Annotated in this window: 21 protein-coding genes; 5 read left to right on the forward strand and 16 right to left on the reverse strand. The window is 72.3% G+C overall.

All coding sequences use genetic code 11. The features are described from left to right. Window positions 1-45: 45 nt before the first annotated feature. Complete coding sequence (locus OG349_RS06795; protein ID WP_327233734.1) at window positions 46-960, reverse strand: NmrA family NAD(P)-binding protein; 915 nt, start codon at window positions 958-960, stop codon at window positions 46-48. Between the two features lie 149 nt (window positions 961-1,109). On the opposite strand from OG349_RS06795, the gene OG349_RS06800 reads away from it, so the two are divergent. Then, a complete protein-coding gene (locus OG349_RS06800; RefSeq protein ID WP_327233735.1) occupies window positions 1,110-1,670 on the forward strand; it encodes a TetR/AcrR family transcriptional regulator in 561 nt (186 codons plus the stop codon). Window positions 1,671-1,889: 219 nt separating this feature from the next. Here OG349_RS06800 and OG349_RS06805 read toward each other — a convergent pair whose 3' ends face one another. Both OG349_RS06805 and OG349_RS06810 read right to left on the reverse strand, forming a co-directional pair. Beyond that, window positions 1,890-3,536 (reverse strand): AMP-binding protein, encoded by a 1,647-nt coding sequence (locus OG349_RS06805; RefSeq protein ID WP_327233736.1) that lies wholly within the window; start codon window positions 3,534-3,536, stop codon window positions 1,890-1,892. Beyond that, window positions 3,536-5,245, reverse strand: coding sequence for an AMP-binding protein (locus tag OG349_RS06810; RefSeq protein ID WP_327233737.1), 1,710 nt, complete (start codon window positions 5,243-5,245; stop codon window positions 3,536-3,538). The genes OG349_RS06805 and OG349_RS06810 overlap by 1 nt, the downstream gene beginning before the upstream one ends. 111 nt (window positions 5,246-5,356) lie before the next feature. On the opposite strand from OG349_RS06810, the gene OG349_RS06815 reads away from it, so the two are divergent. Together OG349_RS06815 and lysA are read left to right on the forward strand one after the other, a co-directional pair. Beyond that, on the forward strand, window positions 5,357-6,190 hold the full coding sequence (locus OG349_RS06815; RefSeq protein WP_327233738.1) for a response regulator transcription factor: 834 nt from the start codon (window positions 5,357-5,359) through the stop codon (window positions 6,188-6,190). Window positions 6,191-6,493: 303 nt separating this feature from the next. Beyond that, window positions 6,494-7,825 carry a diaminopimelate decarboxylase gene (gene lysA / locus OG349_RS06820; protein WP_327233739.1) on the forward strand — a complete coding sequence of 444 codons (1,332 nt, stop codon included), beginning with the start codon at window positions 6,494-6,496 and terminating at the stop codon, window positions 7,823-7,825. Here the strand turns inward: lysA and OG349_RS06825 are convergent. From OG349_RS06825 to OG349_RS06835, 3 genes are all read right to left on the reverse strand, one after another. Beyond that, window positions 7,804-8,988 (reverse strand): winged helix DNA-binding domain-containing protein, encoded by a 1,185-nt coding sequence (locus tag OG349_RS06825; protein WP_327233740.1) that lies wholly within the window; start codon window positions 8,986-8,988, stop codon window positions 7,804-7,806. The two genes, lysA and OG349_RS06825, sit on opposite strands and share 22 nt — an antisense overlap. Window positions 8,989-9,195: 207 nt before the next feature. Next, window positions 9,196-10,032 (reverse strand): hypothetical protein, encoded by an 837-nt coding sequence (locus tag OG349_RS06830; RefSeq protein WP_327233741.1) that lies wholly within the window; start codon window positions 10,030-10,032, stop codon window positions 9,196-9,198. Beyond that, window positions 10,032-11,303, reverse strand: a complete 1,272-nt coding sequence (locus tag OG349_RS06835) for a VWA domain-containing protein (RefSeq protein ID WP_327233742.1) — start codon at window positions 11,301-11,303, stop codon at window positions 10,032-10,034. The genes OG349_RS06830 and OG349_RS06835 overlap by 1 nt, the downstream gene beginning before the upstream one ends. A gap of 215 nt (window positions 11,304-11,518) precedes the next feature. Between OG349_RS06835 and OG349_RS06840 the strand changes: the two genes are divergently transcribed. Further along, window positions 11,519-12,763: a lactonase family protein gene (locus OG349_RS06840; protein ID WP_327233743.1), complete on the forward strand. Its 1,245-nt coding sequence runs from the start codon at window positions 11,519-11,521 to the stop codon at window positions 12,761-12,763. Here OG349_RS06840 and OG349_RS06845 read toward each other — a convergent pair. The 9 genes from OG349_RS06845 to OG349_RS06885 all read right to left on the reverse strand — a co-directional run bounded on the left by OG349_RS06845 (window position 12,726) and on the right by OG349_RS06885 (window position 23,919). After that, on the reverse strand, window positions 12,726-14,732 hold the full coding sequence (locus OG349_RS06845) for a glycoside hydrolase family 9 protein (RefSeq protein WP_327233744.1): 2,007 nt from the start codon (window positions 14,730-14,732) through the stop codon (window positions 12,726-12,728). The genes OG349_RS06840 and OG349_RS06845 overlap by 38 nt on opposite strands. 95 nt (window positions 14,733-14,827) lie before the next feature. After that, window positions 14,828-15,163 (reverse strand): hypothetical protein, encoded by a 336-nt coding sequence (locus OG349_RS06850; protein ID WP_327233745.1) that lies wholly within the window; start codon window positions 15,161-15,163, stop codon window positions 14,828-14,830. Window positions 15,164-15,512: 349 nt separating this feature from the next. After that, window positions 15,513-16,427, reverse strand: a complete 915-nt coding sequence (locus OG349_RS06855; RefSeq protein ID WP_327233746.1) for a 2OG-Fe(II) oxygenase family protein — start codon at window positions 16,425-16,427, stop codon at window positions 15,513-15,515. 176 nt (window positions 16,428-16,603) lie between these two features. Further along, entirely contained in the window at window positions 16,604-17,230 is a 627-nt protein-coding gene (locus OG349_RS06860) for an ATP-binding protein (protein WP_327233747.1), read from the reverse strand. A 59-nt stretch (window positions 17,231-17,289) separates the two neighbouring features. Beyond that, entirely contained in the window at window positions 17,290-18,465 is a 1,176-nt protein-coding gene (locus OG349_RS06865; protein ID WP_327233748.1) for an XdhC/CoxI family protein, read from the reverse strand. Window positions 18,466-18,506: 41 nt separating this feature from the next. Beyond that, window positions 18,507-19,967 carry an NCS2 family permease gene (locus OG349_RS06870; protein WP_327233749.1) on the reverse strand — a complete coding sequence of 487 codons (1,461 nt, stop codon included), beginning with the start codon at window positions 19,965-19,967 and terminating at the stop codon, window positions 18,507-18,509. Between the two features lie 102 nt (window positions 19,968-20,069). Next, complete coding sequence (locus OG349_RS06875; protein ID WP_327233750.1) at window positions 20,070-22,505, reverse strand: xanthine dehydrogenase family protein molybdopterin-binding subunit; 2,436 nt, start codon at window positions 22,503-22,505, stop codon at window positions 20,070-20,072. 2 nt (window positions 22,506-22,507) lie between these two features. Then, on the reverse strand, window positions 22,508-23,026 hold the full coding sequence (locus tag OG349_RS06880) for a (2Fe-2S)-binding protein (protein WP_327233751.1): 519 nt from the start codon (window positions 23,024-23,026) through the stop codon (window positions 22,508-22,510). A 2-nt stretch (window positions 23,027-23,028) separates the two neighbouring features. Then, window positions 23,029-23,919: an FAD binding domain-containing protein gene (locus OG349_RS06885; protein WP_327233752.1), complete on the reverse strand. Its 891-nt coding sequence runs from the start codon at window positions 23,917-23,919 to the stop codon at window positions 23,029-23,031. A gap of 239 nt (window positions 23,920-24,158) precedes the next feature. Here OG349_RS06885 and OG349_RS06890 point away from each other — a divergent pair, with 239 nt between their 5' ends. After that, window positions 24,159-26,321: a PucR family transcriptional regulator ligand-binding domain-containing protein gene (locus OG349_RS06890; RefSeq protein ID WP_327233753.1), complete on the forward strand. Its 2,163-nt coding sequence runs from the start codon at window positions 24,159-24,161 to the stop codon at window positions 26,319-26,321. 26 nt (window positions 26,322-26,347) lie between these two features. Here the strand turns inward: OG349_RS06890 and OG349_RS06895 are convergent, their stop codons facing one another. Continuing rightward, window positions 26,348-26,848: an RICIN domain-containing protein gene (locus OG349_RS06895; RefSeq protein WP_327233754.1), complete on the reverse strand. Its 501-nt coding sequence runs from the start codon at window positions 26,846-26,848 to the stop codon at window positions 26,348-26,350. Window positions 26,849-26,895 lie beyond the last annotated feature (47 nt).

Raw genomic sequence — 26,895 nt, forward strand, 5'->3', positions numbered from 1 at the left:
GAGCCCCCGTCCGCAAGTCGGCGGGGGCTCGCGGCAGTTCTTCGTTCAGATGCCCGGGCGCAGATGTTCCGCCGCCCACTCCGCGAAGCTGGTGAGCGGGAGGCCGAGGTCGCGGGCGAAGGCCGGGCGGGCCGGGTGGCCCACCACATTCATGCGCTCGTGGCTCGCGCCGAACGCCGGGCCGCCCGCCGCCAGCGCTTCCTCCGGCGTCATCGACGGGGCCGTCAGCTCCACGTCCAGCGCGTCGGCGAGAATCTCCGCGATCCGGGTCATCGGCAGCCGGTCGCCGGCCAGTTCCAGCTCGACGCCGTGGAACCGCTCCGGGTCGGCGAAGGCCGCCGCAGCCGCCACGCCGATGTCCGTGACCGCGACGAGAGAGACCTCCGTCGTGGGCTTGATGACCGTCACCAGGCCGCCCTTCGGGCCGTTCGGGAACAGGAACGACGGCGGGAGGAAGTTCTCCATGAAGAAGGCCGGCTTGAGGAGCGTCCAGTGCGCGAAGCCCGCCTCACGGACCCGGTCCTGGAGCCCCGACTTGGTCTCGTAGTAGTGCTCCATCGACGCCCACCGGCCCTCCGCCCAGCCGGGCTCGGTGCGGTGCTGCCCCGCGCCGGAGACGGACGTGTGCACGAACTGCTCCACCCCCGCGTCCCGCGCGCCGTCGATGAGGTTGCGCCCCTGGACCCATTCCGAGTCGCCCTGGAGGTCGTTCATGTCGGGCATCTGGATCGAGAAGACGGCCCTGGCGCCCTCGGTGGCCCGCCGCACGGAGTCGAGGTCGTGGAGATCGCCCGTGACCAGCTCGGCGCCGCGCGCCGCGACGGCCCTGGCCCGGTCGGTCGACGGGTCGCGGACCAGGGCCCGTACCGGAACACCCGCCGCCAGCAGGGCACTTGCGGTCGCACCGCCCTGCTTGCCGGTGGCGCCGGTGACCAGGACGGGTGCGGGAGAGGTGGGCATGGGACTCCTCGGGCAGAGGGTGGCGGCTAAACGGCGGGGCCCGCCGTTTCCGAGTCGGTACGATACGGAGGGCCTCGCCACTTAGCAACCGAGGCAACCGGGACCACCGGCCCACCGGCCCACCGGGGGAACCCAAGGAAGGAGACGCCATGGCCGTTCAGCGCGCGGACGCCCGCCGCAACTACGAGCGGATCCTCGCCGAGGCCGAGAAGGAGGTCGCCGCGCACGGCGCCGACGCCTCCCTCGAACAGATCGCCCGCACCGCCGGGGTCGGCTCGGCCACCGTGCGCCGCCACTTCCCCGGCCGCCGCGCGCTGCTGGAGGCGGTCTTCCACGAGCGGATCGAGGTGCTGTGCGCCCGTGCCCGCGAGCTGGCCGACGCCCCGGACGCGCGGGCCGCGCTGCTGGAGGCGCTGCACGCGCTCGCCGCGTACGCCACCTCCGCGCGGGGGCTGGCCACCGCGCTGACCCAGGACGGGGGCGCCGGCCACGAGCACGTGAACGCCTGCGCGGCGACGCTCTCCGACGCGTACGACCCCCTGCTGGAGCGCGCCGCCCGGGCAGGCGTGGTCACACCCGGCGTGACCACCGCCGACCTGGTCACGCTGATCTCGGGCATCGCCCTGGCCACGGAACACGACCCGGACGCGGCGGCGCGTACGGACCGGCTGCTCACCCTGGCCGTGGCGGGCATCAGCCCGCGCGGGTGAGGGCCGGCAGGCGCTGCCGGTAAGCGTGAACGGCGCGGGCGGGCGGCGACGAACCGTGCGACGACGAGATCGCGGGAGCGGCGAGGGCGGGCACGCGTGCGGGCACCCGCACGCGACGCACCGGCACGGGCACCGGCACCGGCAGCCGTACGCGTACGGGCACCGGCCGGCCCGCACAGGCAGCCACCACCAGCACAACGCCCGCCCTCGCGGCAGCGGCTACGCCGCGAACCGCTCCCGCAGTTCGATCTTCCGCACCTTGCCGCTCACCGTCATAGGAAACGCGTCCACGATCTCCACCCGCCGCGGCACCTTGTAGTGCGCCAGCCGCTCACGGCAGTACGCGGCCACCTCCTCCAGCGACGGCGGGTCCGCCGGGTCGCGCGGGATCACGCACGCCACGATCTCCTCGCCGTACCGCGCGTCGGGGACGCCTATCACCTGGACGTCGGCGACCTTGGGGTGGCCGTACAGGAACTCCTCTATCTCCCGGGGATAGATGTTCTCGCCGCCCCTGATGATCATGTCCTTGATCCGGCCGACGATCTGCGCGTAACCGTCCTCGCGGATCACGGCGAGATCGCCGGTGTGCATCCAGCGGCCGGCGTCGATGACCTCGGCGGTGCGCTCCGGTTCGTTCCAGTAGCCGAGCATCACGCTGTAGCCCCGGGTGCACAGTTCGCCCGCCGCGCCGCGCGGCAGCGTCACGCCGGTGACCGGGTCGACCACCTTCACCTCGATGTGCGGCAGCGCCCGGCCGACCGTACCCGTACGGCGCTCCAGGTTGTCGTCGCGGCGGGTCTGCGTGGAGACCGGTGACGTCTCGGTCATGCCGTAACAGATCGACACCTCGGCCATGTTCATCTCCGCGACGACCCGCTTCATCACCTCCGCCGGGCAGGGCGAGCCCGCCATGATGCCGGTGCGCAGGGAGGAGAGGTCGTACGACGCGAAGCCGGGGAGGTCCAACTCGGCGATGAACATGGTCGGGACGCCGTACAGCGACGTACAGCGCTCCCGCTCGACCGCGTGGAGTGTGGCCCCGGCGTCGAACGACGGCGCGGGGATGACCACACACGCGCCGTGCGAGGTGGCGGCGAGGTTGCCCATCACCATGCCGAAGCAGTGGTAGAAGGGCACCGGGACACAGATCCGGTCGTGTTCCGTGTACGCGACCGTCTCCCCCACGAAGTAACCGTTGTTGAGGATGTTGTGGTGGGAGAGCGTGGCGCCCTTGGGGAAGCCGGTGGTTCCCGAGGTGTATTGGATATTGATGGCGTCGTCGCAGGACAACTCAGCCTCGCGGGACGCTATCTGAACTGCCGTCACATTCTCCGCGTACGCCAGCAGTTCGGCCCAGCTCGGATCGCCGATGTAGTGCACGGCCCGCAGGTCGGGACAGCGGCCCCGCACCTCCTCCACCAACGCGCGGTAGTCGCTGGTCCGGTGGCCGAGAGACGCCAACAGCACCGAGATCCCGGACTGGTTGAGTACGAACTCCACCTCGTGCGCCCGGTAGGCCGGGTTGATGTTCACCATGATCGCGCCGATGCGGGCCGTGGCGTACTGCGCCAGCATCCACTCGGGGCAGTTGACCGCCCAGATCCCGACCCGGTCACCCTTCGCCACCCCGCGCCCGAGCAGCGCCCGCGCCAACTCGTCGACGGAGGACCCGAATTCACCGTAGGTCCAGCGCCGTCCCGACGGTACGTCGACGAGCGCCTCCCGGTCCGGGAACGCGGCGATCGCCCGGTCGAGGTTCCCGCCGACCGTGTCGCCGAGCAGCGGGGCCGTGGCCGTGCCGTGGAGGTACGAGGCGGCCGGGGCCGCCACCGGGCCGGAGCGGGCCCCAGTCAGGGTGGTCATCACAGATCCCCCTCGTCGTACTCGGCGGTGGAGCCCTCGGCCGTACGCTCGCGCAACTCGATCCTGCGGATCTTCCCGGACACCGTCTTGGGCAGCTCGCCGAATTCGAGGCGGCGGATCCGCTGGTACGGGGCGAGCACCGAACGGGAGTGCGCGAAGAGCACCTTGGCGGTGTCCGGCCCCGGCTCCCAGCCCTCGGCGAGGACGACGTACGCCTTGGGGACGGCGAGGCGCACCGGGTCGGGCGCGGGCACGACCGCCGCCTCGGCCACCGCCGCGTGCTCCAGCAGCGCGCTCTCCAGCTCGAAGGGCGAGATCTTGTAATCGGAGGCCTTGAAGACATCATCGGACCGGCCGATGTAGGTGATGTAACCGTCGGCGTCACGGGCGCCGATGTCGCCCGTACGGTAATAACCCCCCGCCATCGCGGCGGCGGTGAGGTCCGGGGCCCCGTGGTAGCCCGTCATCAGGCCGACCGGGTGCGCGCCGAGGACCAGCGCGATCTCCCCCTCGTCCACCCCGGGCGCCCCGCTCACCGGATCGAGCAGCTCCACTTTGAAGCCGGGGGTCGGGCGGCCCATGGAGCCGGCCTTGAGCAGCTGGCCGGGCGAGTTGGCGACCTGGACGGCGGTCTCGGTCTGGCCGAAGCCGTCGCGGACCGTCACCCCCCACGCGCGACGGACCTTCTCGATCACCTCGGGGTTGAGCGGTTCGCCCGCCGCGACGGCCTCACGCGGCGGGGTCCGGAGCGTCGACAGGTCGGACTGGATCAGCATCCGCCACACGGTCGGCGGGGCGCAGAAGCTCGTGACTCCCGCGCCGTCCATCTCCGCCATCAGCCGGCCCGCGTCGAAGCGGGTGTAGTTGTGGATGAAGACGGTCGCCTCGGCGTTCCACGGGGCGAAGAGGTTGGACCACGCGTGCTTGGCCCAGCCGGGCGAGGCGATGTTCAGGTGGACGTCGCCGGGGCGCAGCCCGATCCAGTACATGGTGGCCAAGTGCCCGATGGGGTACGACGCGTGGGTGTGCTCGACCAGTTTGGGGCGGGCGGTCGTGCCGGAGGTGAAGTAGAGCATCAGCGGGTCGTCGGCGTGGGTGGGCCCGTCGGGCTCGAAGCGCGCCGGCGCGTCGTCGGCGTCACCGTACGAGAGCCAGCCCGGCACCTCGGGGCCCACCGCGATCCGGGTGAACCGGCCCTCGATCCCGGCGAACTTCGCGGTGGCGTCCGAGCGGACGATCACATGCGACGCCCGGCCGCGCTCGACGCGGTCGCGCAGGTCGTCGGGGCCGAGGAGGGGGGTGGCGGGGATGACGACGGCGCGCAGTTTCATCGCGGCGAGCGCGATCTCCCACAGCTCGACCTGGTTGCCGAGCATGACCACGACGCGCTGCTCGGGCCGTACCCCCCGCGCGCGCAGCCAGTTCGCGACCCGGTCGGAGCGCGCGGACATCTCCGCGAAGGTGACGCGCGTACGGCTGCCGTCCTCCTCGACGATGTGCAGGGCCTCGCGGTGGTTGTCCTCCGCGATCCGGTCGAACCAGTCCAGCGCCCAGTTGAACCGCTCGGGGCGCGGCCACTCGAACCCCGCGTACGCCGTCCCGTAGTCCTCCCGGTGCGCCAGGAGGAAGTCCCGGGCCGACCGGAATTCCTCCGTCGGGGTGAGCCTGCCGCTCGGGCCGGCCGGACTGTTCGGCGTCCCTGCCGTCATATGTCCTCCTCATTGCGGACCGTTCAATGACATCGTGTAATCAGTGACGTGGGTCTCACCACCCCCGGACGGGGGTGGTGGGTGTGCGGCCGGCGACGGAAGGGCGGCGACGTGACCGAAGTGGTGGAGTCGGTGGAGTTGCGCGCGGCGCTGCTGCGGCTGCGGCGGACGACCGGTCTGCCGGTGGCGTTCGGCGGTCTGCTGCACGAGACGGGCCGGTTGCGGATCGCCGAACTGACCGGCACGGCGACGAGTGCGCTGCGCGGTCTGGCGATCTCGTCGGGCAACGGCCTGGGCGGCAAGTCCATCGCCCTGGCACGGCCGTTCGCGGTGACCGACTACCGCCAGGCGCGGCACATCAGCCACGAGTACGACGCGGCGGTGGCGGCGGAGGGGCTGCGGTCCGTGCTCGCGGTGCCGGTCGTCGTGCAACGCCGGGTGCGGGGAGTGCTGTACGGGGCGCTGCGCACCGCGCTGCCCATCGGGGACCGTACGTTCGACGCGGCGGCGTCCGCCGCGCGGGACGTGGAACAGGCCTTGGTCGTACGGGACGAGGTGCGCCGGCTGCTGGCGGTGACCCGGGAGCGGGCGACGGGCCCGGCCGCGTGGGAGGAGGTCCGGGCGGCCCACGGCGAGTTGCGGGCCCTGGCGCCCCGGATCGCCGATCCGGAGACGCGTGACCACCTGCTGGCGGTGTGCGCCCGCCTGGCGGGAGCAACGGGCACACCCCCCGCCGAGCGAAACCTCCCGGTGACCCTGGCCCCGCGCGAACTGGACGTCCTGACGTGCATCGCCTCGGGCGCGACAAACGCGGCGGCGGCGGAGCTGCTGGGGCTGCGCCCGGAGACGGTGAAGGGCTACCTGCGCTCGTCGATGCGGAAGCTGGGGGCGCATACCCGCCTGGAGGCGGTGGTGGCGGCGCGTCGGGAGGGGTTGCTGCCGTAGGGGGTGGTTTGGGCCGGCCCTGTCCGTGGGTCTGCCATGTTCGGGGGGGGCGACGGCGAGGCCCGGGGCGGCGCCACGCCCTGGGGGCCGCCGGGCCCGGGATCGACCGATCCGCCGGGGCCCGGGGCCGACCGCCAGGGAGGCGTCAAGATTCCGGGTCCGCCGGTCAATGCCGCGTCAGGGCCGTACCCCCTCCGCCCCCGCCGGACCTACCTTCCAGGTGTCGGAGTGATTCGGAGCGTCCGGGAGGCACACCATGGAGATGGCCAGAGCAAGGGGAGACGCGGCCGGGGCGAGGGTCCGATGATCGCCGAGCCCCTCCTCGGCATCAGTGAGCTGAGCGCGGCCTCGGTCTGGCCCGCGTCCGCCGTCGTCGCCCCCGGCGGGGACATCGCCGTCGCCGGGGTGTCGCTCGCGGAGCTGGCCGAGCGGTACGGCACCCCGACCTACGTCCTGGACGAGGACGAGGTGCGCGCCCGCGCCAGAGCCTGGCGCCGAGCGCTGCCGGGCGCCGACGTCGTCTACGCGGCCAAGGCCTTCCTCTGCCGGGCCGTCGTGGACTGGATCGAGGAGGAGGGCCTCGGGCTCGACGTCTGTTCCGCCGGCGAGCTGGAGCTGGCCGCCACCCGGGGCTTCCCGGCCGACCGGATCGTCCTGCACGGCAACGCCAAGTCCCCGCAGGACCTGCGGACGGCGTTGCGTCTGGGCGTCGGCCGTATCGTCGTCGACTCGGCCTGCGAGATCGCCAGGATCGCCGCGCAGGTGCCCGGCCCCGGCCCCCAGAAGGTGCTGGTCCGGGTGCTGCCCGGCATCGAGGCGGGCGCGCATCCGAAGGTCCGTACGGGAGCCGAGGGGCAGAAGTTCGGCCTGTCGATCGCGGACGGCGACGCCGCCGACGCGGTGGCCCGTATCCTCGGCCGGCCCTCCCTCGAACTGGTCGGCCCGCACTGCCACCTCGGCTCCCAGATCACCGAGGCGGAGCCGTACGCGGAGGCGGTACGCCGGGTCGTGGCCTTCCTCGCCGCCCTCAGGGACCGGCACGGCGTGACCCTGCCCGAGCTGGACCTGGGCGGCGGTTTCGCGGTCGCGTATCTGCCGGGCGATCCGGCCCCCGCGCCCGGCGTGTACGGGCAGGTGATCACCGACACGCTGGCGGAGGAGTGCGCGCGGTACGGTCTGCCGGTCCCCCGGCTGACCGTCGAGCCGGGCCGCTCGATCATGGCGCAGGCCGGGGTCGCGCTCTACCGCGTCCTCGCGGTCAAGCGCACCGGCGGCCGCGTGTTCGTGGCCGTGGACGGCGGGATGAGCGACAACCCCCGGCCCGCGCTGTACGGCGCGCGGTACACGGTCCGCAGGGTGGGGCGCGCCTCGGCGGCCCCGATGCGTACGGCGACGGTCGTGGGCCGGCACTGCGAGGCGGGTGACGTGCTCGCGGAGGCGGTGGAGCTGCCGGACGACATCCGCGCCGGGGACGTCCTGGCGGTCCCGGCCTCGGGGGCGTACCAGGTGTCGATGGCGTCCGGCTACAACATGACGGGCCGGCCGCCGGTGATCGCGGTGTCGTCGGGGCGGTCACGGCTGCTGGTGCGGCGGGAGACCTTCGAGGACCTGCGTCAGCGGGACGTGGGGCTCTGAGGTTTCGTGGCCGGTGGCGCGTCCGTGAGGTCCGCGAATCGGATGTCGTACGCGTCGGCCGGGGCCATCGTCGTGAGCAGCCGCTCCCCCTCCTCCGTGACCTCGGCGCGCTGCTGTCGGGTGGGCCGCGCGAAGAGCTGGACGGTGAGGGTCGTACGGGACGCGGCCGCCCTTCTTGACGTACCCGCCGCCGGGCTCTCCTCCAGCCGCCAGATCCCCGCGAGGAATCCGTCGATCAGCAGCGCCCGGTGGGCGATGTTCCCGTGCGACGCGCGCCCCTTGTACGCGGGCGGGACGACCCGGCTCCGGTCGGCGTGCGACAACAGCAGGTTGTCGAACTCGGGCAGGAAGCGCGGCGGCGCCGGGGTGTCCGCAGCGGGCCTCGGCGCGTCGGGCAGGTCGAACAGCTCGACGCCGTACTCGTCCTGGAAGGTGAGCAGACGCGGCCGCAGCCGCTCGAATACGGCCCTGAGCCGGGTCAGCCCCGACCAGACCTGCATGTCCTTGACCGAGGCGGGGCCGAAGGCGCCGAGATAGCGCAGGACGGTGTCGTCGGGCGCGGGCGCGGGCTCCGAGGGCCGGCCGAACCACTTCTCGGCGGTGGTCAGCGTGACCTGCCCGGCACGGCCCCACACCCCGCGCGGGGTGGTCTGCACGAGCGGCAGCAGCCCGCGCGCGGCGACGGCCAGGGCGAACGGGTCGGCGTCGGGCCACCGCCCGGCCAGCGCGTCCCGCAGCTCCTTCACCGGCCGTGGCCGCTCCTCGACCAGATCGCGGCTGAAGGCGGTGAGTTGGTCCAGGTCCACACCGGCCAGCCCGGCCCGGAACAACCGCAACTCCTTCTCGCGCGCGTCCTGGAGGAGCGGGCGCAGGGTCAGGCAGTCGTCGGCGGTGTGGGTGTGAATGGTCGAACGCATCGTGACCAGCCGGGCGACCTCGCGGGACTCCATCAGGCCCGACAGATCCTGGGGCACGAAGTCGGCCAGCCGGGCGGCGAGTTGGAAGTAGGGCGGCTTGACGTTCTGGGCCTGGAGCCCGAGGAGGTGCCCGACGGCGTCCCCGGCGGACACCCCGGTGGCACGGCGAAGCAGGAGCTGCCGCTCCAGGGTGGCGCGATTGAGCGCGCGGGTGCCGAGGACGGGGTGGTCAGCCTTCAGAGCCATACCACCAAGCTACCGACCCTTGCGGACCATCCCGGTCCGCGATACCAGCCCGTCCGGCGGCCATGCAAGCCCGTCCGGCGATTGAGGACATCGGTGACCCGCACGGGTAACGGCCCGCGCGGGCCCACCAGGCGGACCCACCAAGCCCGTCCGGCGATCGAGGACAACAGTGACCGCGGCGGTCACGGCCCGCGCAGGCCCACCGCTCTAGCTCACGCGCCGCGACACCCGCGACGGCCGCGTCAGCGAGTAACCCCCGATACCCGCCAGCGCACCCAGCACTCCGCCGGCCCCCGTCCAGATCCAGCGATCCGACCACCAGCCCGAGGACCACCCGTCCTCCGGCTCACTCGCGACCGCCGCCGACGACGGCTCGTCGTCCGACCCGTCCCCGTCCGCGTCGGCGAGCACCGCGCTCGCGGTCAGCGGGACGGCGAGCCCGCCCCCGACCGCCTCCGCCCCGCCCCGGTCGGAGACGGCCGCGCCGACCGAGGCCCGTACCGGCAGCCCCAGGTCCTCCTCCTGCGCGTTCACCACCGTCAGGCGTACGTAATAACTCCCCGGCAGCGGATCGTTGGACCAGGGCTCGGCCCAGGCCCGTACCGTCCGCAGCGTGCAGCGCAGCTCCAGCGTGTCCGCGTCCGCCGCGACCGCGCGGGTCCTGGCGCCGTAGACGCACGGCTGGTGGCGGCGCAGCCCGTCGTACACGTCGACCTGCCAGGTCGCGGAGCCCTTCCTGGCGGCCGAGTCGGGCAGGGTGACCTTCGCGGTGACCGTGGCACGCTGCCCCGTGTCGACCGGGAAGACCCAGTAGAGGTAGTCGCCGGTGGAGGCGTCGGCGGTGGCCAGCTGGCCGGGCCGGAACGCGGTGGCGGTACGGAACGACGTACCGGCCTCCGTAGGCCCCCCGTCCGAACCGTCCGAGGACGAGGAGGACGGACCGGGCGTGTCGTCGGCGAGAGCCGGCCCCGCAGTGGTGAGCAGCGCCGTCACCGCCAGCAGCAGCGACCCGGTGAGCGCGGACGTCTTGCGGATGCTTCGCATCAGTTGGTCCTCCATACGGCGACACGCCAGCGCGAGACCCAGCCCCACAGCAGCCCGGCCACCAGTCCGGTCAGCACGAGCAGGCCGATCAGCCACCACCCGCGGCCGAGACCGAACGCCGCGACGTCGGACGGCTCGTCGGGCGAGTCCACGACCTGGATGGTCAGTTCGACGGGCAGGCCCGGGGTGGTCTTCACGGAGTCGGGCGCCGAGAAGGAGTTGCTGACCTGGAGGCAGACGGCCTCGCCGGCGGACGCGGCGTCATCGTCGTCGTCCGCCTCCGGCTTGGGGTAGCGCAGCCCGGTCGAGATCACGTCCGTACGGCCGTCCCCCGCCTCGGAGCCCCGGGCGATCTCCCTGCCGTGGACGGTCACCGCGCGCAGGAGCACGCCGTAGTCCCGGTCGACGGCACGGTCGGCGGCGACGCTCACCGAGGCGCGCAGCTCCTGCCCGGGCAGGACGTCCACGCGGTACCAGCGGTGCTCGGAGAACTTCTCGCGGTCGCTGTAGAGCCCGGCCTTCAGTACGGGCGCGTCGGCGCAGCGCGCGGCACCCGCCGTCGCCACGGGGGTGACCACGGGGTCGGCCGCGCGGTCCACCAACTGGGTGACGCGGCCGGAGAGTTCGTCGGTGTGCTGCACCGAGGTGTACGTACCGCCGGTGGCCTCGGCGATGCAGGTGAGCTGCCGCCTGGTCTTCGCGTCGGGCACCAGGCCCAGGGTGTCGATGACGAGGTGGATGCCCTTGGCGGCGATCTCGCGGGCCACCTCGCAGGGGTCGAGGGGGGCGCAGGTGTCCTCGCCGTCCGTGATGAGGACGATCCGGCGGGTCGCGTCACCGCCTTCGAGATCCTTCGCCGCGCCGAGGAGGGCGGGGCCGATCGGTGTCCAGCCGGTGGGGGCGAGGGTGGCGACCGCGGTCTTCGCCTCGGTGCGGTCGAGCGGGCCGACGGGGTAGAGCTGCGCGGTGTCCTCGCAGCCGACCTTCTTGTCCTTCCCCGGATAGTTGGCGCCGAGGGTGCGGATGCCCAGTTCGACCTCCTGGGGCACCGCGTCCAGGACCTCGTTGAAGGCTTGTTTCGCGGCGGCCATCCGGGACTGTCCGTCGATGTCCCGGGCCCGCATCGAGCCGCTCACATCGAGGACGAGGTCGACTTTGGGGGCCGGTTTTCCACTGGGTTCGTCCGCGGAGGCGGCGGGAGGGAAGAGCCCTACGGCCAGGGTGGCCACCAGACCGCACAAGGCGGCTGCCGACCGTTTACTTATGATCATCGCCGGATGATAGTGAGAATAACCCAGGGAGCCAAACGGGAACTGACACCCCGTCAATTGACATCTCGGACGTCGATGTGGGGAGGGTTCTCTTGCCGCAGGCGACTGATCGGGTCACTGTAAGAGTCACAGACGCCCCACACGTCACATCCCCACGTCACAGCCCGACCTCACAACCTCACATCCCCCCACTCCTGACACCCGAGGTGACCGGTATGAGCAGCAGAAGCACGGGATCGGCAACGGACTCCGGGGGTGGGGGCGGCCTGAGCCGCCGCCGCTTCGTCGGTGTGCTCACCGCGACCTCGGCGGTGGCGGTGGTGCCCGCGACGGCCGGAATGGCGGCGCCGGCCCCTTCCCCCGGTGCGCCCGCCGCCCCGGTCGCCACGCCGGCCCCCACCCCCGCCGCCCCGCGCGCCGCCACCCGCCGGCTCTTTCTCGGGACGTACACCTCGTCCCCGGGCGGCGGCACCGGTGTCGGCCTGGCGACTTACGACTCGGCGACCGGCGCCATCACGGGCACGGGAACGCTCAGGGGCGTCGCCGACCCCTCGTACCTCGCGATCCACCCCGACGGGCGGACCCTGTTCGCCGTGGACGAGCAGCAGGCAGGCAAGGTCACGGCGATCACCCTGGCGGACGACGGCCGGCACACGGTCCTCGGCAGCCGCTCCACCGGGGGCTCGGGCCCCGCCCATCTCTCTGTGCACCCGAGCGGGCAGTGGCTGCTGACCGCCAACTACACGTCCGGCAGCGTGGCCGTGCTGCCGATCCAGGCGTCGGGTGCGCTGGGCGAGCGTACGGCGCTGGTCACGCACTCCACCCCGCCGCCGGGCCCGGGGCAGGGCGGACCGCACGCCCACCAGATCGTCACCTCGCCGGACGGCGGCCATGTGCTCGCCGTCGACCTGGGCAACGACACCGTGTACACGTACCGCCTCGATGTACGGACCGGCGCGCTGACCCGCGTCTCGTACGCGCGGCTGCGGCCCGGCGCGGGCCCCCGGCATCTCACCTTCCACCCGTCGGGCGCCTTCGCCTACCTGGCCAACGAGCTGGACAACACCGTGGTCGTCTGCGCGTACAACTCCTCAACGGGCCAACTGACTCCCGGGGAGCCGCAGTCGACGGGAACCACCGGCAACACCCGTAGCTATCCGGCGGAGTTGGCGGTCACCGCCAACGGCGCCTTCGCCTATCTCGCCAACCGTGGTCACAACAGCCTGGCCCGGTACGCGATCGAGGCGGACGGCGCCGAGCTGCGGCTGCTGGACACCGTGCCCGTCGGCGGCGACTACCCGCGGCAGATCGCCCTTTCGCCGGGCGGGGAGCTGCTGTTCGCGGCGAACCAGCGGTCGAACTCGGTGACGGTCTTCGACGTCGACCAGGTGACCGGTGAACTGCGTTCCGCAGGAGCCCCGTTCACCGCGCCGGTCGCGGTGTGTGTCCTGCCGCTGTGACCGCTCCGGGTGCCACGGGCGCGGGCGCGCGTGGCACCCGTACCGCCGCCAGGTCGGGTGTCGTCAGCTCCAGGTAGGTGGCGGCCCAGACCAGCGGCGCGTTCCAGTTGACGGTGTTCTCCTTGGATCCCCAGGCGGCCGGGGCGGTGCCGGGACCCGCGTACGACTTGGCGGCGGGACGGCCGGTGGGGGTCGCGGTGTCGTTGATGAGCGTGCTGTTCGGGCCGCCGGACAGCCAGCCCCGGGGGTACGGCGTCGCGGGGTAACTCCCCCACGCGAGCCGGTCGTGCAGATCGGTCTCGTGGTAGGCGCCGTATCCGGTGACGTACGAGAGGCGCATGGCGTTGGCGCCCATCAGGTAGTCCATCGAGCGGTGCATGGCCTTGAGCGCGCGGGGGTCGGCGGTGAGGTCGTAGTCGGTGCCGAGCAGCAACATCCGGTTGACAACTGCGGAGTTGGAGCCCCAGGGGTACGGTCCGCTCCCCGAGATCGGCGCCGGGTAGCCCTCTGCGTCCTGCACCGCGATCACCTCGTCGCAGTACGCCCGCAGGCGCCCGCGCATCGCCGCGAGATCGGCGGCGGGCAGGTCACTGTCGACCGCGAGCAGGGAAAGTGTCCCAAGCGTGGCCACATCGGCCCAGCTGAAGTCGGTGATGCGCCCGTAGTGGGGGGAGCCGGTGACGGCCGTACGGTACGGCTCCGCGATCTCCGCACGCTCCGCTCGGCGCTGGGCGGTGAGGAACAACTCGGCCGCGGCCGCGTAACGGTCGTCGTCGTTCCCGGTGTCCGCGTAGTCACCGCCACCCTCGGCGTCGGGGGTCGCCTCGGTGTAGTCGACGTCGGGGGCGGCCTCGGCGCGCTTCCACGCCTCCTGGGCCGAGGCCCACAGCCGGTCGGCGCGGGCCGCGTCGAACGCCCGGAGCACACGGGCGAGTTGGGCGTTGGTACGGGCCACGGCGTAGGTCGCGTTCGTGGACGGCCCCATCGCGGAACGGGGCAGGGCGTTCTCGGCGGCGACGTCCTCGACGGGGAAGGCGCTCCACCGGTGGTTGTGCACCTTGTGCGAGGCGAGCCCGGACGCGGGGAGCATCCCGGACAGGAAGCGTGAGCCGTACTCCACCTCGTCGAGGAGATCGGGGCGGCCGTTGCCCCGTTCGGGAATCCGGAGGGTGGAGTCGCCGTGGGCGGCGGGCCGGCGCTCGTAGAGGTTCATCAGGGTCCACGCGGCGATGGCGTGGTTGACGGGGTAGATCCCGAAGTCCCCCGCGTCGGCCCAGGATTGGGCGACGTTCAGCCGCTCCTTCCCGCACCAGTCCTGGTAGCAGGGGACGGAGCTGTCACCGGGGTGCAGCGCGTCGTGCGCGTGGGCGGGGCTCTGGAGGTAGCGGGCGGAGACGGGCGTGCCGAGGCGGTGGAAGTAGAAGTACTGCATGGCCTCGCGGGCCAGGTGCGGGTAGAGGGGGGTGTCGCCGATGGTGAAGGGGACGCTGCCGGTGTCTCCGACGGGGTCGCCACCTGTGTCTCCGACGGGGGCGCCACCGGGGTCGCCGCCGGGGTCTCCGACGGGGTCGCCCACGGTGAGGCGGTACGTCCCCGGGGCGGTCACAGCGGAGAAGTCGGCCCGGTGGACATGGTCGCCGGAGGCCCGGTCCGTGCCGTGGATCCTGGTGGTGCCGGTGGCCACGACCTTCGAACTGGTCGTGTCGGTGAGCCGCCAGACCAGCGGCGAGGTGTGGCCGGAGACGACGGTGGCGATCTTGTCGGCGCCGCTGAGGTAGCCGATCTGGTTGACGCGTACGGGGCTGGGGTCGGGGTGGGCGTTGCCCTGGGCGAGGGCCTTGCCGTGGGCGGCGGCGTGGCCCTGGGCCGGGGCGGGCGGCAGTGCGGCGGCGACCGCGAGGGCGGTGGGCGCGGCGAGCGCGGCCAGGGCGGGGCGGAGACGGATGCGGGACGGGGACGGGGACGGCATGCGGCAGCTCCCTCGTACGGACCGGCGAGGGCACATAGTAGAACAAAACGATCACCTGTCCCGAGAACCGACACGAGCGTGGCGGGACGGGGTGGTCAAAGACTCCCGGGACCATTCCCGTGGCCGGGCCGGTGCCCCTTACTCCACCGCCCCTCTCGGAGCAGCGCGGCGATCTCCGGCTGGGCGCTGATCCGACGCGGTGGGGTGCTCCTGCGGTGCCGCCTGATCAAGGTCACCAAGGAGGTCACCAACAGCCCGAGCAGCGACAGGGAGGCGGCGCCCAGAGCGAAGGATCGCAGACCGATGGCGAACACGGCGGCTATGGGGGTGGCCGTCAGCACGACGAAGAAGCAGATGTCCATGGCGGTTGCGCCCTCGGTGTTGTGGGCCTCGTGCTTGCGCAGGCAGTCCGCGCGGGCGGGGACTGCCACGGTGCGGGGGTGGGTGCCTCTTTCCAACTCAACGCGGTGCGCCTGATCCGGCGTCGACCGGGTCGCCGCAGAGCCAGCGTGTCGGCATGCCCTCAGCGTGTGGGCGTGCGCCGGCTCCTGGACGCGGTCCGTGTTGTCCTCAATCGCCGGACGGGCTTGATGGTGCCGCTGCGGGCCGGTTGCGTATGCGCGCGTTGTTGCCGGGGGCCGCGCCGAATCAAAACCGGGGCCGTCCGGCGTTGGAGGACACCGGTGACCCGCGGCCATTCAAGCCCGTCCGGCGCTTGAGGACATCCGTAAGCCGCGGTCGCGCACCGGGCCGCAGACGCCCGCCCGGCGATTGCGTGGGTCAGCCGCCGAGAATCGACCTCAGCACAGCCACATAGTCGGCGCCGGTGTCCAGTGGTGCGTACGCGGGCGGATCGGCCGGACCGGTGAGCGCGTCCAGGGGCCTGACGACCACCCCGTAGTCGGGCCGGTGCTTGTACTGGATCGACATCCGGTCACGGAGCACTGTCCTGACCCGGTGAGGGGCCGCCCGGTGCAGACCGTTCGACCACCGCTGCACGTAGTCGCCCAGGAAGAGGAAGAGCGCGCCGGGAACGGTGGGAACCTCCAGCCACCGGCCGTCGCGGTCACGGACCTGGAGACCCGGTGCGTCCTGGTCGAGGATCGTCAGCAGGGACAGGTCGATGTGCGGCGACATCGCATAGCCGGCACGGGAGGCGGCGGCGGAGGGGTGGCTCGTACCGTAGTGGTTGAGGCCCAGACGGTGCAGCGGCCCACCCGTCAGATAAGCAGTGAACGCGTTCTCCTCCAGGCCCAGATCAAGGGCGCATGCCGCAAGGACCGCGTCGCCCAGGTGCGTCAGGTGGGTGAAGAACTCCAGGGACTTCGGGAACGGTGCGTGGTAGAAGTCGGCGGGCGCGTGGAGGGGGAGTTCGCCGGTGGTGTGGCCGACCCGGTACTGCTCGCACACCTCCGTACCGCCGTGGGTGCGGCTCCGTTCCCGGCCGAGCCCGCGGTACCCCAGAAACTGGGACCGCTCGGTGGCGTCATACCGGCTCTTCTCCGCCTGGGGCAGCCGGTAGAACCGCTGTGTTTCGTCGTAGGCGTCCCTGATCAAGCCGGTAGGAATGCCGTGGTTGTGAACGAAGAGGAACCCCTTGAGCCGGAGGTCCCCGCCGATGTCGGCGGCGACTTGCGCCCGGTCCTTCGAAGTCCAGTCGGCCGCGTGTCCCGGCAGCTGCACGTGCGGTATCACCCATGGCCTCCTGCGCCGTCGCCGATCGGAACGCGCCGAGCCCGCCTCCCCGAGGGGCCTTCGAGGACATGTCCGGACCAGGAGCCCGAACCTGTGCCATCTTGAAGGGCGTCGCAGAATCCGTACAGCCCACAGGATCGGCTTCCGGCCAGCTCAGCCCGTACTCGTGTCGCGAGTCAGCTGCTCCGACGATCGTCGACCTCGACGGACAGGTGCGGCCACAGCGCTGCGAGCTGCGACAGCTCGCCCGCGATTGATCCGGCCGCTGCGCGCAGGGGCTCGTCGGGGCGGAAGTGGACAGTAGTGCCGGTCGTGCCGTCGTCGGAGATCGGTGTCAGGCCGGTCGTGGGGATGCCGAACTCGTAGCGTTGATTCCAGGCTCCACCTACGCGGCGGTTGGTGTGGACGAGCCATTCGCTGAGCGCCGCAACAACGGACATCCCGCGACGTGGATGTCCGTCGGGAAGTAGCTGTACGCCGGGGTGATCGAAGAAGCGAAGGTCCTTCGACGCCATGACAGGCTTTTTCACGGCTCGTCCGTGGTGATCGAAGCGGGTGTCGGTGCCTCGTCCGTCGTCCGCGACCGATACCGATCCGTCGACGTGGAAGGTGACCGTGCAACGACCTGCGCCCCTCGCTTCCGCCTCGTCGGCCGCGTAAGCGACAACTTCGAGGATCAGGTGCTGTGTACCACTCGGTGCAAAAGTGGCCCAATCCTGCCGGATACGCGTGAGGTGGTGGACGTCCACGGTGCTCGTCCAGTCGTGCGTCGTGTTGCGCCACGGAACGGTTGATCTGTCCATTCAGGAAGTATCACCACCGCGCAGGCCCCCCGCTCAAGCCCGTCCGGCGTTTGAGGACATCAGTAAGCGCAACCGAACACCGGGGCGACCCACCGCGTCGCCGGACCATGCCCGTCCGTCGGGACCTCCTGGTGGATCGGGGTATGCGCGCCCATCAGGGGCACACCCGTGCCGCCCCGCCGCGACGCCACCACCTCCGCCACGATCGACAGGGCCGTCTCCTCGGGCGTACGGGCCCCGAGGTCGAGGCCGATCGGGGAGTGGAGGCGGGCCAGTTCGAGTTCCGTCACGCCCACCTCGCGCAACCGCGCGTTACGGTCCTCGTGGGTACGGCGTGAGCCCATCGCGCCCACGAAGGCGACCGGCAGCCTCAACGCCCGTTCCAGCAGAGGGACATCGAACTTGACGTCGTGCGTGAGGACGCACAACACCGTCCGCCCGTCGACCCGCGTCGACGCCAGGTAGCGGTGGGGCCACGCCACCACCACCTCGTCCGCGTCGGGAAAGCGCGCGGCCGTGGCGAAGACGGGGCGCGCGTCGCACACCGTCACGTGGTAGCCCAGGAACTTGCCCGCCCGCACCAGCGCCGACGCGAAGTCGATCGCACCGAAGACGATCATGCGCGGCGGCGGCACGCTCGACTCCACGAGCAGCGTCAGCGGCCGGCCGCACCGGGAGCCGTCCTCGCCGACCACCAGCGTGGCGGTACGGCCCGCGTCCAGCAGGGCGCGCGCCTCGCCCGCCGCCGTACGGTCCAGCTCGGGGTGGCCGCCGAGGCCGCCCTCGTACGATCCGTCGGGGCGTACCAGCAGGGGCCGCCCGAGCAGTTCCGCCGGCCCCTCGGTGACACGGGCGAGGGCCGTCGCCTGCCCCCGCGCGGCGGTGGCCAGGGCGGCCGCGTACACCTGCCGCCCGGCGGAGACGGCCCGTACCGGCGTCACCAGGATGTCGATGACACCGCCGCAGGTCAGCCCGACGGCGAAGGCGTCCTCGTCGTCGTAGCCGAACCGCTCCAGTACGGTGACGCCGTCCAGGAGCGCCTGGACGCAGAGTTCGTACACCGCCCCCTCCACACAGCCGCCGGAGACCGACCCGATCGCCGTGCCCTCGCTGTCGACGGCGAGCGCGGCTCCCGGCAGCCGGGGCGCGCTGCCGCCGACCGCCACGACGGTGGCGACGGCGAAGTCGCGTCCCTGCTCGACCCATCGGGTCAGTTCTTCCGCGATGTCCAGCATGTGGATCTCCTCGCGTCTCGGAGGGGAGGGAGGGGGTGGGGTTACACGCCCAGCCAGGATTCGATCGGGTGCAGCGCGTAGAACACCACGAAGACCGCCGTGAGCCCCCACATGAAGGCCCCGATCTCGCGGGTCCTGCCCTGCGCCACCCTGAGCGCCGTGTACGAGATGACGCCCGCCGCGACCCCAGCGGTGATGGAGTACGTGAACGGCATCAGGACCACGGTCAGGAAGACCGGGACCGCGACGGCGCGGTCGCCCCAGTCCACGTGCCGGGCGTTCTGCGCCATCATCGCGCCGATGACCACCAGGGCGGCGGCGGCCACCTCGCCCGGTACGAGCCGGGTGAGCGGGGTGAAGAACAGGCACGCCGCGAAGAGCAGGCCGGTGACGACGGACGCGAGGCCGGTACGTGCCCCCTCGCCGACGCCCGTCGCGGACTCGACGAAGACGGTCTGGCCCGAGCCGCCCGCCACTCCGCCGATGGCACCGCCCGCGCCGTCGATGAACAGCGCCTTGGAGAGGCCCGGCATCCGGCCCTGATCGTCGGCGAGTCCCGCCTCCGTACCGACCCCGATGACGGTGGCCATCGCGTCGAAGAAGCCCGCCAGCACCAGGGTGAAGACGATCATCCCGACCGTCATCGCGCCGACGTCGCCCCAGCCGCCGAAGTCGGCCTTCCCGAAGAGCGAGAAGTCGGGCAGGGAGACCGCGCTCCCGGTCAGCTCCGGTGGTCCACCGCCCCACGACTTGGCGCCTACGACACCCGTGGCGTCGAGCACCGCCGCGACGACCGAGCCGAGGACGATGCCGATCAGGATCGCGCCCGGCACCTGGCGCGCCTGAAGCATGAAGATCAGCAGCAGGGTCACGCAGAAGAGGAGGACGGGCCACCCGGCGAGTTGGCCGGCCGGGCCGAGGGTGACCGGGCCGCCGCCCTGCGAGGCGTGGACGAACCCGGCCTTCACCAGGCCGATCAGCGCGACGAACATGCCGATGCCGATGGTGATCGCGTGTTTCAGGGCGAGCGGGATCGCGTTCATGATCATCTCGCGCAGGCCGGTGACCACCAGGAGGCAGATCACCACGCCGTACAGCACACACATCGCCATGGCCTGCGGCCACGTCATCACGGGTACGACCTGCCCGGCGAGCACCCCCGAGACGGAGAGCCCGGCGGCCAGGGCCAGCGGCACCTTCCCGAGGAAGCCCATCAGGAGGGTGGTGAGCGCCGCGGCGAGGGCGGTCGCGGTGATCAGGGCGGACCGGGCGAGGGTGTCGCCCGCGATGTCCTCACCGGACAGGATCAGGGGGTTGAGCAGGAGGATGTACGCCATGGCCATGAAGGTCGTGACGCCGCCCCGGATCTCGCGGGCGAGGGTCGATCCCCGGTGGGAGATCTCGAAGTACCGGTCGAGCCGGGACCGTCCGGCCGGAGGACGCGCGTCGGTGCCGGCGTCCTCGGCGGTGGTGGTCCTGGGTTCCACTGACGACTGGGTCATGTTGCCTGCTCCGGACGGGGGATGGATGCGTGGGCTGCACGACCCGGGGGACGGCCCGAGACGAACGAAGAGGTGGTGGGGTGGAAGGGTGGTGCGCGGGCGTCACATGCCCGTCAGGTGTTCCGGTCGTACGGGCGTCCTGTTCAGCTCCAGTCCCGTCGCGTTCCTGATCGCCGCCAGGATCGCGGGAGTTGACGACAGGGTCGGTGCCTCGCCGACACCCCGCAGCCCGTACGGCGCGTGCTCGTCGGCGAGTTCGAGGATGTCGACGGGGATCGCCGGGGTGTCGAGGAGGGTGGGGATCAGGTAGTCCGTGAAGGACGGGTTGCGTACCTTCGCGGTCACGGGGTCGACGATGATCTCCTCCATCACGGCCACCCCGAGGCCCTGGAGGCTGCCGCCCTGGATCTGGCCGACGACGGAGAGCGGGTTGAGCGCCTTGCCGACGTCCTGCGCCACGGCCAGTTCGATGACCTTGACGAGGCCCAGTTCCGTGTCGACCTCGACCACCGCGCGATGGGCCGCGAACGAGTACTGGACGTGGCCGTTGCCCTGTCCCGTACGGAGATCGAAGGCCTCGGTGGGGCGGTGGCGCCACTCCAGCTCCAGGTCCACCACCTCGTCCTCCAGCACGTCCGCGAGGCCGGCGAGCACCTCGCCGCCGTCGGTGACGACCTTGCCGCTTTCGAGGAGCAGCTCGGCGGTGCCCCAAGCGGGGTGGTACGTACCGAACTTGCGCCGGCCCAGCTCCAACACCCGCTCGCGCACATGCTCGCAGGCGTTCTTGACCGCGCCGCCCGTGACATAGGTCTGGCGGGACGCGGAGGTGGATCCCGCCGAGCCGACCTGGGTGTCGGCGGGCTGGATGGTGACCTGGGTGACGCCCAGTTCGCTGCGGGCGATCTGCGCGTGGACGGTCACCCCGCCCTGGCCGACCTCGGCCATCGCGGTGTGCACGACGGCGACCGGCTCACCCGCGATGACCTCCAGGCGGACCCGGGCGGTGGAGTAGTCGTCGAAGCCCTCGGAGAAGCCGACGTTCTTGATGCCGACCGCGTATCCGACGCCCCGTACGACTCCCTCGCCGTGGGTGGTGTTGGACAGGCCGCCCGGCAGGGCCCGTACGTCCGCCGCCTCGCCCGCCGTGAGCCACTGCCGCTCGGGCGGCAGCGGCCTGGCCTTCACGCGGCGGAGCAGCTCGGCGACGGGCGCGGGCGAGTCGACCCGCTGGCCCGTCGGCAGGAGCGTGCCCTGCTCCATGGCGTTGAGCTGCCGGAACTCCACCGGGTCCAGGCCCAGTTCGGCCGCCAGTTTGTCCATCTGCGCCTCGTACGCGAAACACGCCTGGACCGCGCCGAAGCCGCGCATCGCCCCGCAGGGCGGGTTGTTGGTGTAGAGCGCGATCGCCTCGATGTCGACGTCCTCGACGACGTACGGGCCGACGGAGAGGGAGGCGGCGTTGCCGACGACGGCCGGGGACGCGGAGGCGTACGCTCCGCCGTCGAGCACGATCCGGCACCTCATGTGCGTGAGCTTCCCGTCGCGCGTCGCGCCGTGCTCGTAGTGCAACGTCGCGGGGTGGCGGTGGACATGGCCGAAGAACGACTCGAAGCGGTTGTAGACCATCTTGACCGGCTTGCCGGTACGCAGGGCCAGGAGGCAGGCGTGGATCTGCATCGACAGGTCCTCGCGCCCGCCGAAGGCGCCGCCGACGCCGGACAGGGTCATCCGGACCTTGTGGTCGGGCAGGCCGAGGACGGGGGCCATCTGGCGCAGGTCGGAGTGGAGCCACTGGGTGGCCACGTACAGGTCGACCCCGCCGTCCTCGGCGGGAACGGCGAGCCCCGACTCCGGGCCCAGGAAGGCCTGGTCCTGCATGCCGAAGACGTAGTCGCCGGTGACGATCACGTCCGCGCGGGCGGCCGCCGCGCCGGCGTCGCCGCGGACGATGGGCTGGCGGTGGACGATGTTCGGGTGGGGGACATGGCCGATGTGGTGATCGTCGCGGCCCTCGTGGACGAGTGGCGCGCCTGGCGCGGTTGCTGACAACTCGTCGGTGACGACGGGAAGTTCGGCGTAGTCGATCCGGATCTTGGCGGCGGCGCGGCGCGCGGTCTCGGGGTGGTCGGCGGCGACGATCGCGACGGGCTCGCCGTGGTGGCGGACCTTGCCGTGGGCGAGGACGGGGGTGTCCTGGATCTCCAGCCCGTAGTGCTTCACGGCGGTGGGGAGGTCGTCGTAGGTCAGGACGGCGTACACACCGGGGACGGCGAGGGCCTCGGAGATGTCGATCGACCGGATCTGGGCGTGCGCGACGGTGGAGCGGAGGGTGTGGCCCCACAGCATGTCCTCGTGCCACATGTCGGAGGAGTACGCGAACTCGCCGGTGACCTTGAGGGTGCCGTCGGGGCGGAGGGTGGACTCGCCGATGCCGCCTTTGGTGCGGGAGCGCTGGGTGAGGCTGGTGGGGGTGCCGGTGGGGGTGCGGGGTGTTGAGGTACGGGGTGTCGTAGAGGTACGGGGTGTAGAGGACGCCATCGTCAGATCGCCTCTTCCTGTCGCGCCGCGGCGAGCCGTACGGCGTCGAGGATCGCCTCGTACCCCGTGCAGCGGCAGAGGTTGCCGGACAGCGCCTCGCGGATGTCCGCGTCGGTGGGGGACGGGTTGCGCTCCAGCATCTCGTCGGCGGCGACCAGGAGCCCGGGGGTGCAGAAGCCGCACTGCACGGCGCCCGCGTCCATGAAGGCCTGCTGGACGTGGGACAGTTCGCCCTCGCGGACGCGGCCCTGGCCCCGGTCCCGGTCGCGCTGACCCGCGTACTCCGCCAGCCCCTCGACCGTCAGCACCTCGCGGCCCTCCACCTGCCCGGCCGCGACCAGGCACGCGCAGACCGGCACGCCGTCGAGCCGTACCGTACAAGAACCGCATTCGCCCTGCTCACAGGCGTTCTTGGAGCCGGGCAGGCCCAAGCGCTCCCGCAGGATGTACAGGAGGCTCTCGCCCTCCCAGACGTCGTCGGCTTCCTGCCGGCGTCCGTTGACCGTGAAGTTCACGCGCATGATCAGGCAGCTCCTCGGAGGGGGCGGGCGGTGCCGCGGTACTGCTCCCACGTCCAGCCGAGCTGGCGGCGGGCCATGACGCCGACCGCGTGCCGGCGGTACTTCGCGGTGCCGCGCACGTCGTCGATGGGGTTGCAGGCGCCGGCGACGAGATCCGCGAACTGCTTCGCGACCGACGGTGTGATGATCTTCCCGTTGTCCCAGAAGCCGCCCTCTTCGAGCGCCGCGCCGAGGAATTCCTCCGCCACCCGGGCCCGGACGGGCGTGGGGGCGGCCGAGCCGATGCCGGTCCGTACCGTACGGGTGCGGGGGTGCAGGGCCAGCCCGAACGCGCAGACGGCGATGACCATCGCGTTGCGGGTGCCGACCTTCGAGTACTGCTGGGGTCCTTCCGCCTTCTTGACGCGTACGGCCCTGATCAGCTCGTCGGGCGCGAGCGCGTTGCGCTTCACGCCGGTGTAGAACGCGTCGATGGGGATGAGGCGGGTGCCGCGCACCGACTCGGCCTCGACCTCGGCGCCGGCGGCGAGGAGCGCGGGGTGCGCGTCGCCGGCCGGGGACGCGGTGCCGAGATTGCCTCCGACGCCGCCGCGGTTGCGGATCTGGGGGGAGGCGACGGTGTGGGAGGCGAGCGCGAGGCCGGGCAGCTCGGTCCGCAGGTTCTCGATGATGGCGGTGTACGGGACGGAGGCGCCCAGCCGGACGTGGTCGTCCTCGACCGTCCACGTGGCCAGCTCACCGATGCGGTTCAGGTCGAGCAGGTGCGTGGGCCGGCGGTGGTCGAAGTTGATCTCGACCATGACGTCCGTACCACCCGCGAGGGGGACGGCGGAGGGGTGCTCGGCCTTGGCGGCGAGCGCGTCCTGCCAGGTGGCGGGGCGAAGGAAGTCCATGAATGGCTCTCCTCTCGATCGTTCGCTGTGGTGCGATCCGTGATCGGGCGGGGACGGCCGGCCCTGTTCATGAACTGTTCACGCGGTGTGGCACAAGTACACAAGGAGTGCGCCGCCTGGGGCAGTCACGGAAACCATGAAGGGGTGGGCGGGGCGCGCACGGCGTCTTGTAGATTCGAACAAAGGCGAAACGAAGGCGAGCCTCGCTTGAATCGACGAGAAAGATCGGCGGCGAACAGATGCGGCTGCGCGCACTGCTGGAGACCGACGCGCTGGGCCTGCGGCTGCTGGGCGGCGCGGGGGAACTGGACCGCGGTGTCCGTGGTGTCATGACGACCGATCTGCGGGACCCGAGCCGCTATCTCTCGGGCGGCGAACTGGTCCTGACGGGCCTCGCGTGGCGCCGCTCCGCCGAGGACGCGGAACCGTTCGTACGGATCCTCAACGCGGCCGGGGTCGTGGGGCTCGCGGCGGGTGAGGCGGAGCTGGGGCACATCCCGGACGACCTGGTCACGGCGTGTGTCCGGCACCGGATGCCGCTGTTCGCGGTGCGGGAGGACGTGGCCTTCGCGACGATCACCGAGCACGTCGTCCGGCAGGTGTCCGGGGAACGGGCCGGGGACCTGGCGGCCGTCGTGGACCGGCACCGCAGGCTGATGACGTCGGGTCCCGCGGGCGGGGGCCCCGAGGTGGTGCTGGACCTGCTCACCTCCGACCTCGACCTGCGGGCGTGGGTCCTCTCCCCCACCGGCCGGCAGATCGCGGGCGGCGGCGAGCGGCTGCCGGCGGCCCGGGCGACGGCGCTGGCGGCGGAGCATCTGGCGGCCACTCGTTCGGGACGGAGGTCGCCCTATCGGGTGACGGTCGCGGGGACGGCGTACTCCCTGTTCCCTGTTCACGACCGGGACCGGGACCGGGCCCAGGACCAGGACCGGGCCCACGACGCGATCCGCGAGCCCGGGGGCGGCACGTCGTCACCGGGCCCGTCCCCCGACGTACGGGAGACAGTGCTCTCGGACTGGCTCCTGGCGGTCGAGGCGGACGCGGGCGAGTGGCCGGCGGCGCGGCTGGACCTGCTCCAGGGGGTGACCCAGCTGATCTCGGTGGAACGGGACCGGCGCGACGCGTCACGTACGGTACGGCGCCGGCTCGCCCAGGAGGTCGTGGACCTGGTCCAGGAGGGGGCGCCCCCGGCGGAGATCGCGGCGCGCCTGCGGGTGGCCGCGCCGGTCCTGCTCCCCGGGGTGGGCGCGGCACCGCACTGGCAGGTGGTGGTGGCCCGACTGGAGTGGTCGGGCGACGACGCGGGTGCGGCGATCGCGGCGGGCCCGGCGGCGCAGGCGGCCCTGGAGGAGATCCTGGCGGCCCACACCTCACCGGGAACGGACCTGTCGGACCGCATCGCGGTGGCACACACGGACGGCGAGGCGATCGCCCTGGTACCGATCGCCGTGGAGGCACCGGCGGAGGAGCCAGGACCGGAGGCCGCTGACGGGGCGGCGCGCCACGCCGGGGCCGTGGGCGGGGCGGCGCGCCACGCCGGGGCCGTGGGCGGGGCGGCGCGCCACGCCGGGGCCGTGGGCGGGGCGGCGCGCCACGCCGGGGCCGTGGGCGGGGCGGTGCGCCACGCCGGGGCCGTGGGCGGGGCGGTGCGCCACGCCGGGGCCGTGGGCGGGGGCGGGGCGGCGCCGGACACCGTCCCCGGCCCGGTGTCCGGTGCCGGGCCTGCCCCCGGCAACGGCGCCGGGCCCCGCACCGACACCGGCTCCGGGCCCCGCACCGGCACGGGGCCTGCTGCCGGCACCGGGCCTGCTGCCGGCACCGGGCCCGCGACCGGGGCCCCCACGGGCACGGCGCCCGCGACCGGCATCAGGCCCGACGCCCCGGCGGCCACGCCCGCCGGCCAAGGGCTGCACGCCGATGCCCTGTTGGCCGCCGTGCGCGGGACGTTGGGCGCCGGGCTCGCGGAGGACGGGCGGCTGACGCTCGGGGTGAGTGCCGCCGTTCACTCGGCCGAAGGGTTGCGCGGCGCCCTGGAGGAAGCCCGGCACGCCCGCCGTGTCGCGGCGGCGCGGCCGGGGCGTGTCTGCGCGGCCGGGCACCACGAACTCGCCTCGCACGTCCTGCTGTTGCCCTTCGTCCCCGACGACGTCCGGCGCGCCTTCACGGCCCGGCTGCTCGACCCGCTGCGGGAGTACGACAAGCGCCACCGCGCCGAACTGATCCCCACCCTGGAGGCGTTCCTCGACTGCGACGGCTCCTGGACCCGCTGCGCGGCCAGGCTGCATCTGCACGTCAACACCCTGCGCTACCGGGTGGGCCGGATCGAGCAGTTGACCGGCCGCGACCTGTCCCGCCTGGAGGACAAGCTGGACTTCTTCCTCGCACTGCGAATGAGCTGACCGCGCGGACGCGATCTGCCCGGCATTTACACCCAGCGCCACACCAGGTTCGCGCGGTTCCATTCCGTGCCCGAGGTGATGCAGTTCCCCACCTGGAGAACCGACTGCTCACCCGGCTGGCCGGAAGGGGAGTCGACTTCCCTGCACCGTCCGCTCGGACGGCTCCTGATGATCAGGTAAGTAATGGGGAAGCACATGCACGGTTCCTGCGGCGGACGGATCTCCTGCGTGTACCACTCGTTCGACCGGCCATGGGCCTCGCAGTACGGCTCCTGAACGATCGGCAGACCATTCGCGGGGCTGCCACCGGGAACCACCAAGCACTGGCCGGAATGACGTGCCCTGAGGCGGAAGAATCCGTTTCCGCCGTCGAGCCGTTCGAACTCCTGCGACCAGCTCGTATTGTCGGGCCGGAGGAAGGCCCCGGTACCCGTGGCGGTGGAGGCCCGCATGACGTCCGCGGGGAGCCCGGTCCACTGATTCTTTTCCGTAGGAAATTCAACCCCTTCCCTTTTCCTGGCGTTCACCGGTGAGATGCGGTGCCGAGCGGATGAGATCGGAGTTTTCCGGTTCT

The organism is Streptomyces sp. NBC_01317 (genome assembly GCF_035961655.1).
Lineage (GTDB): Bacteria > Actinomycetota > Actinomycetes > Streptomycetales > Streptomycetaceae > Streptomyces.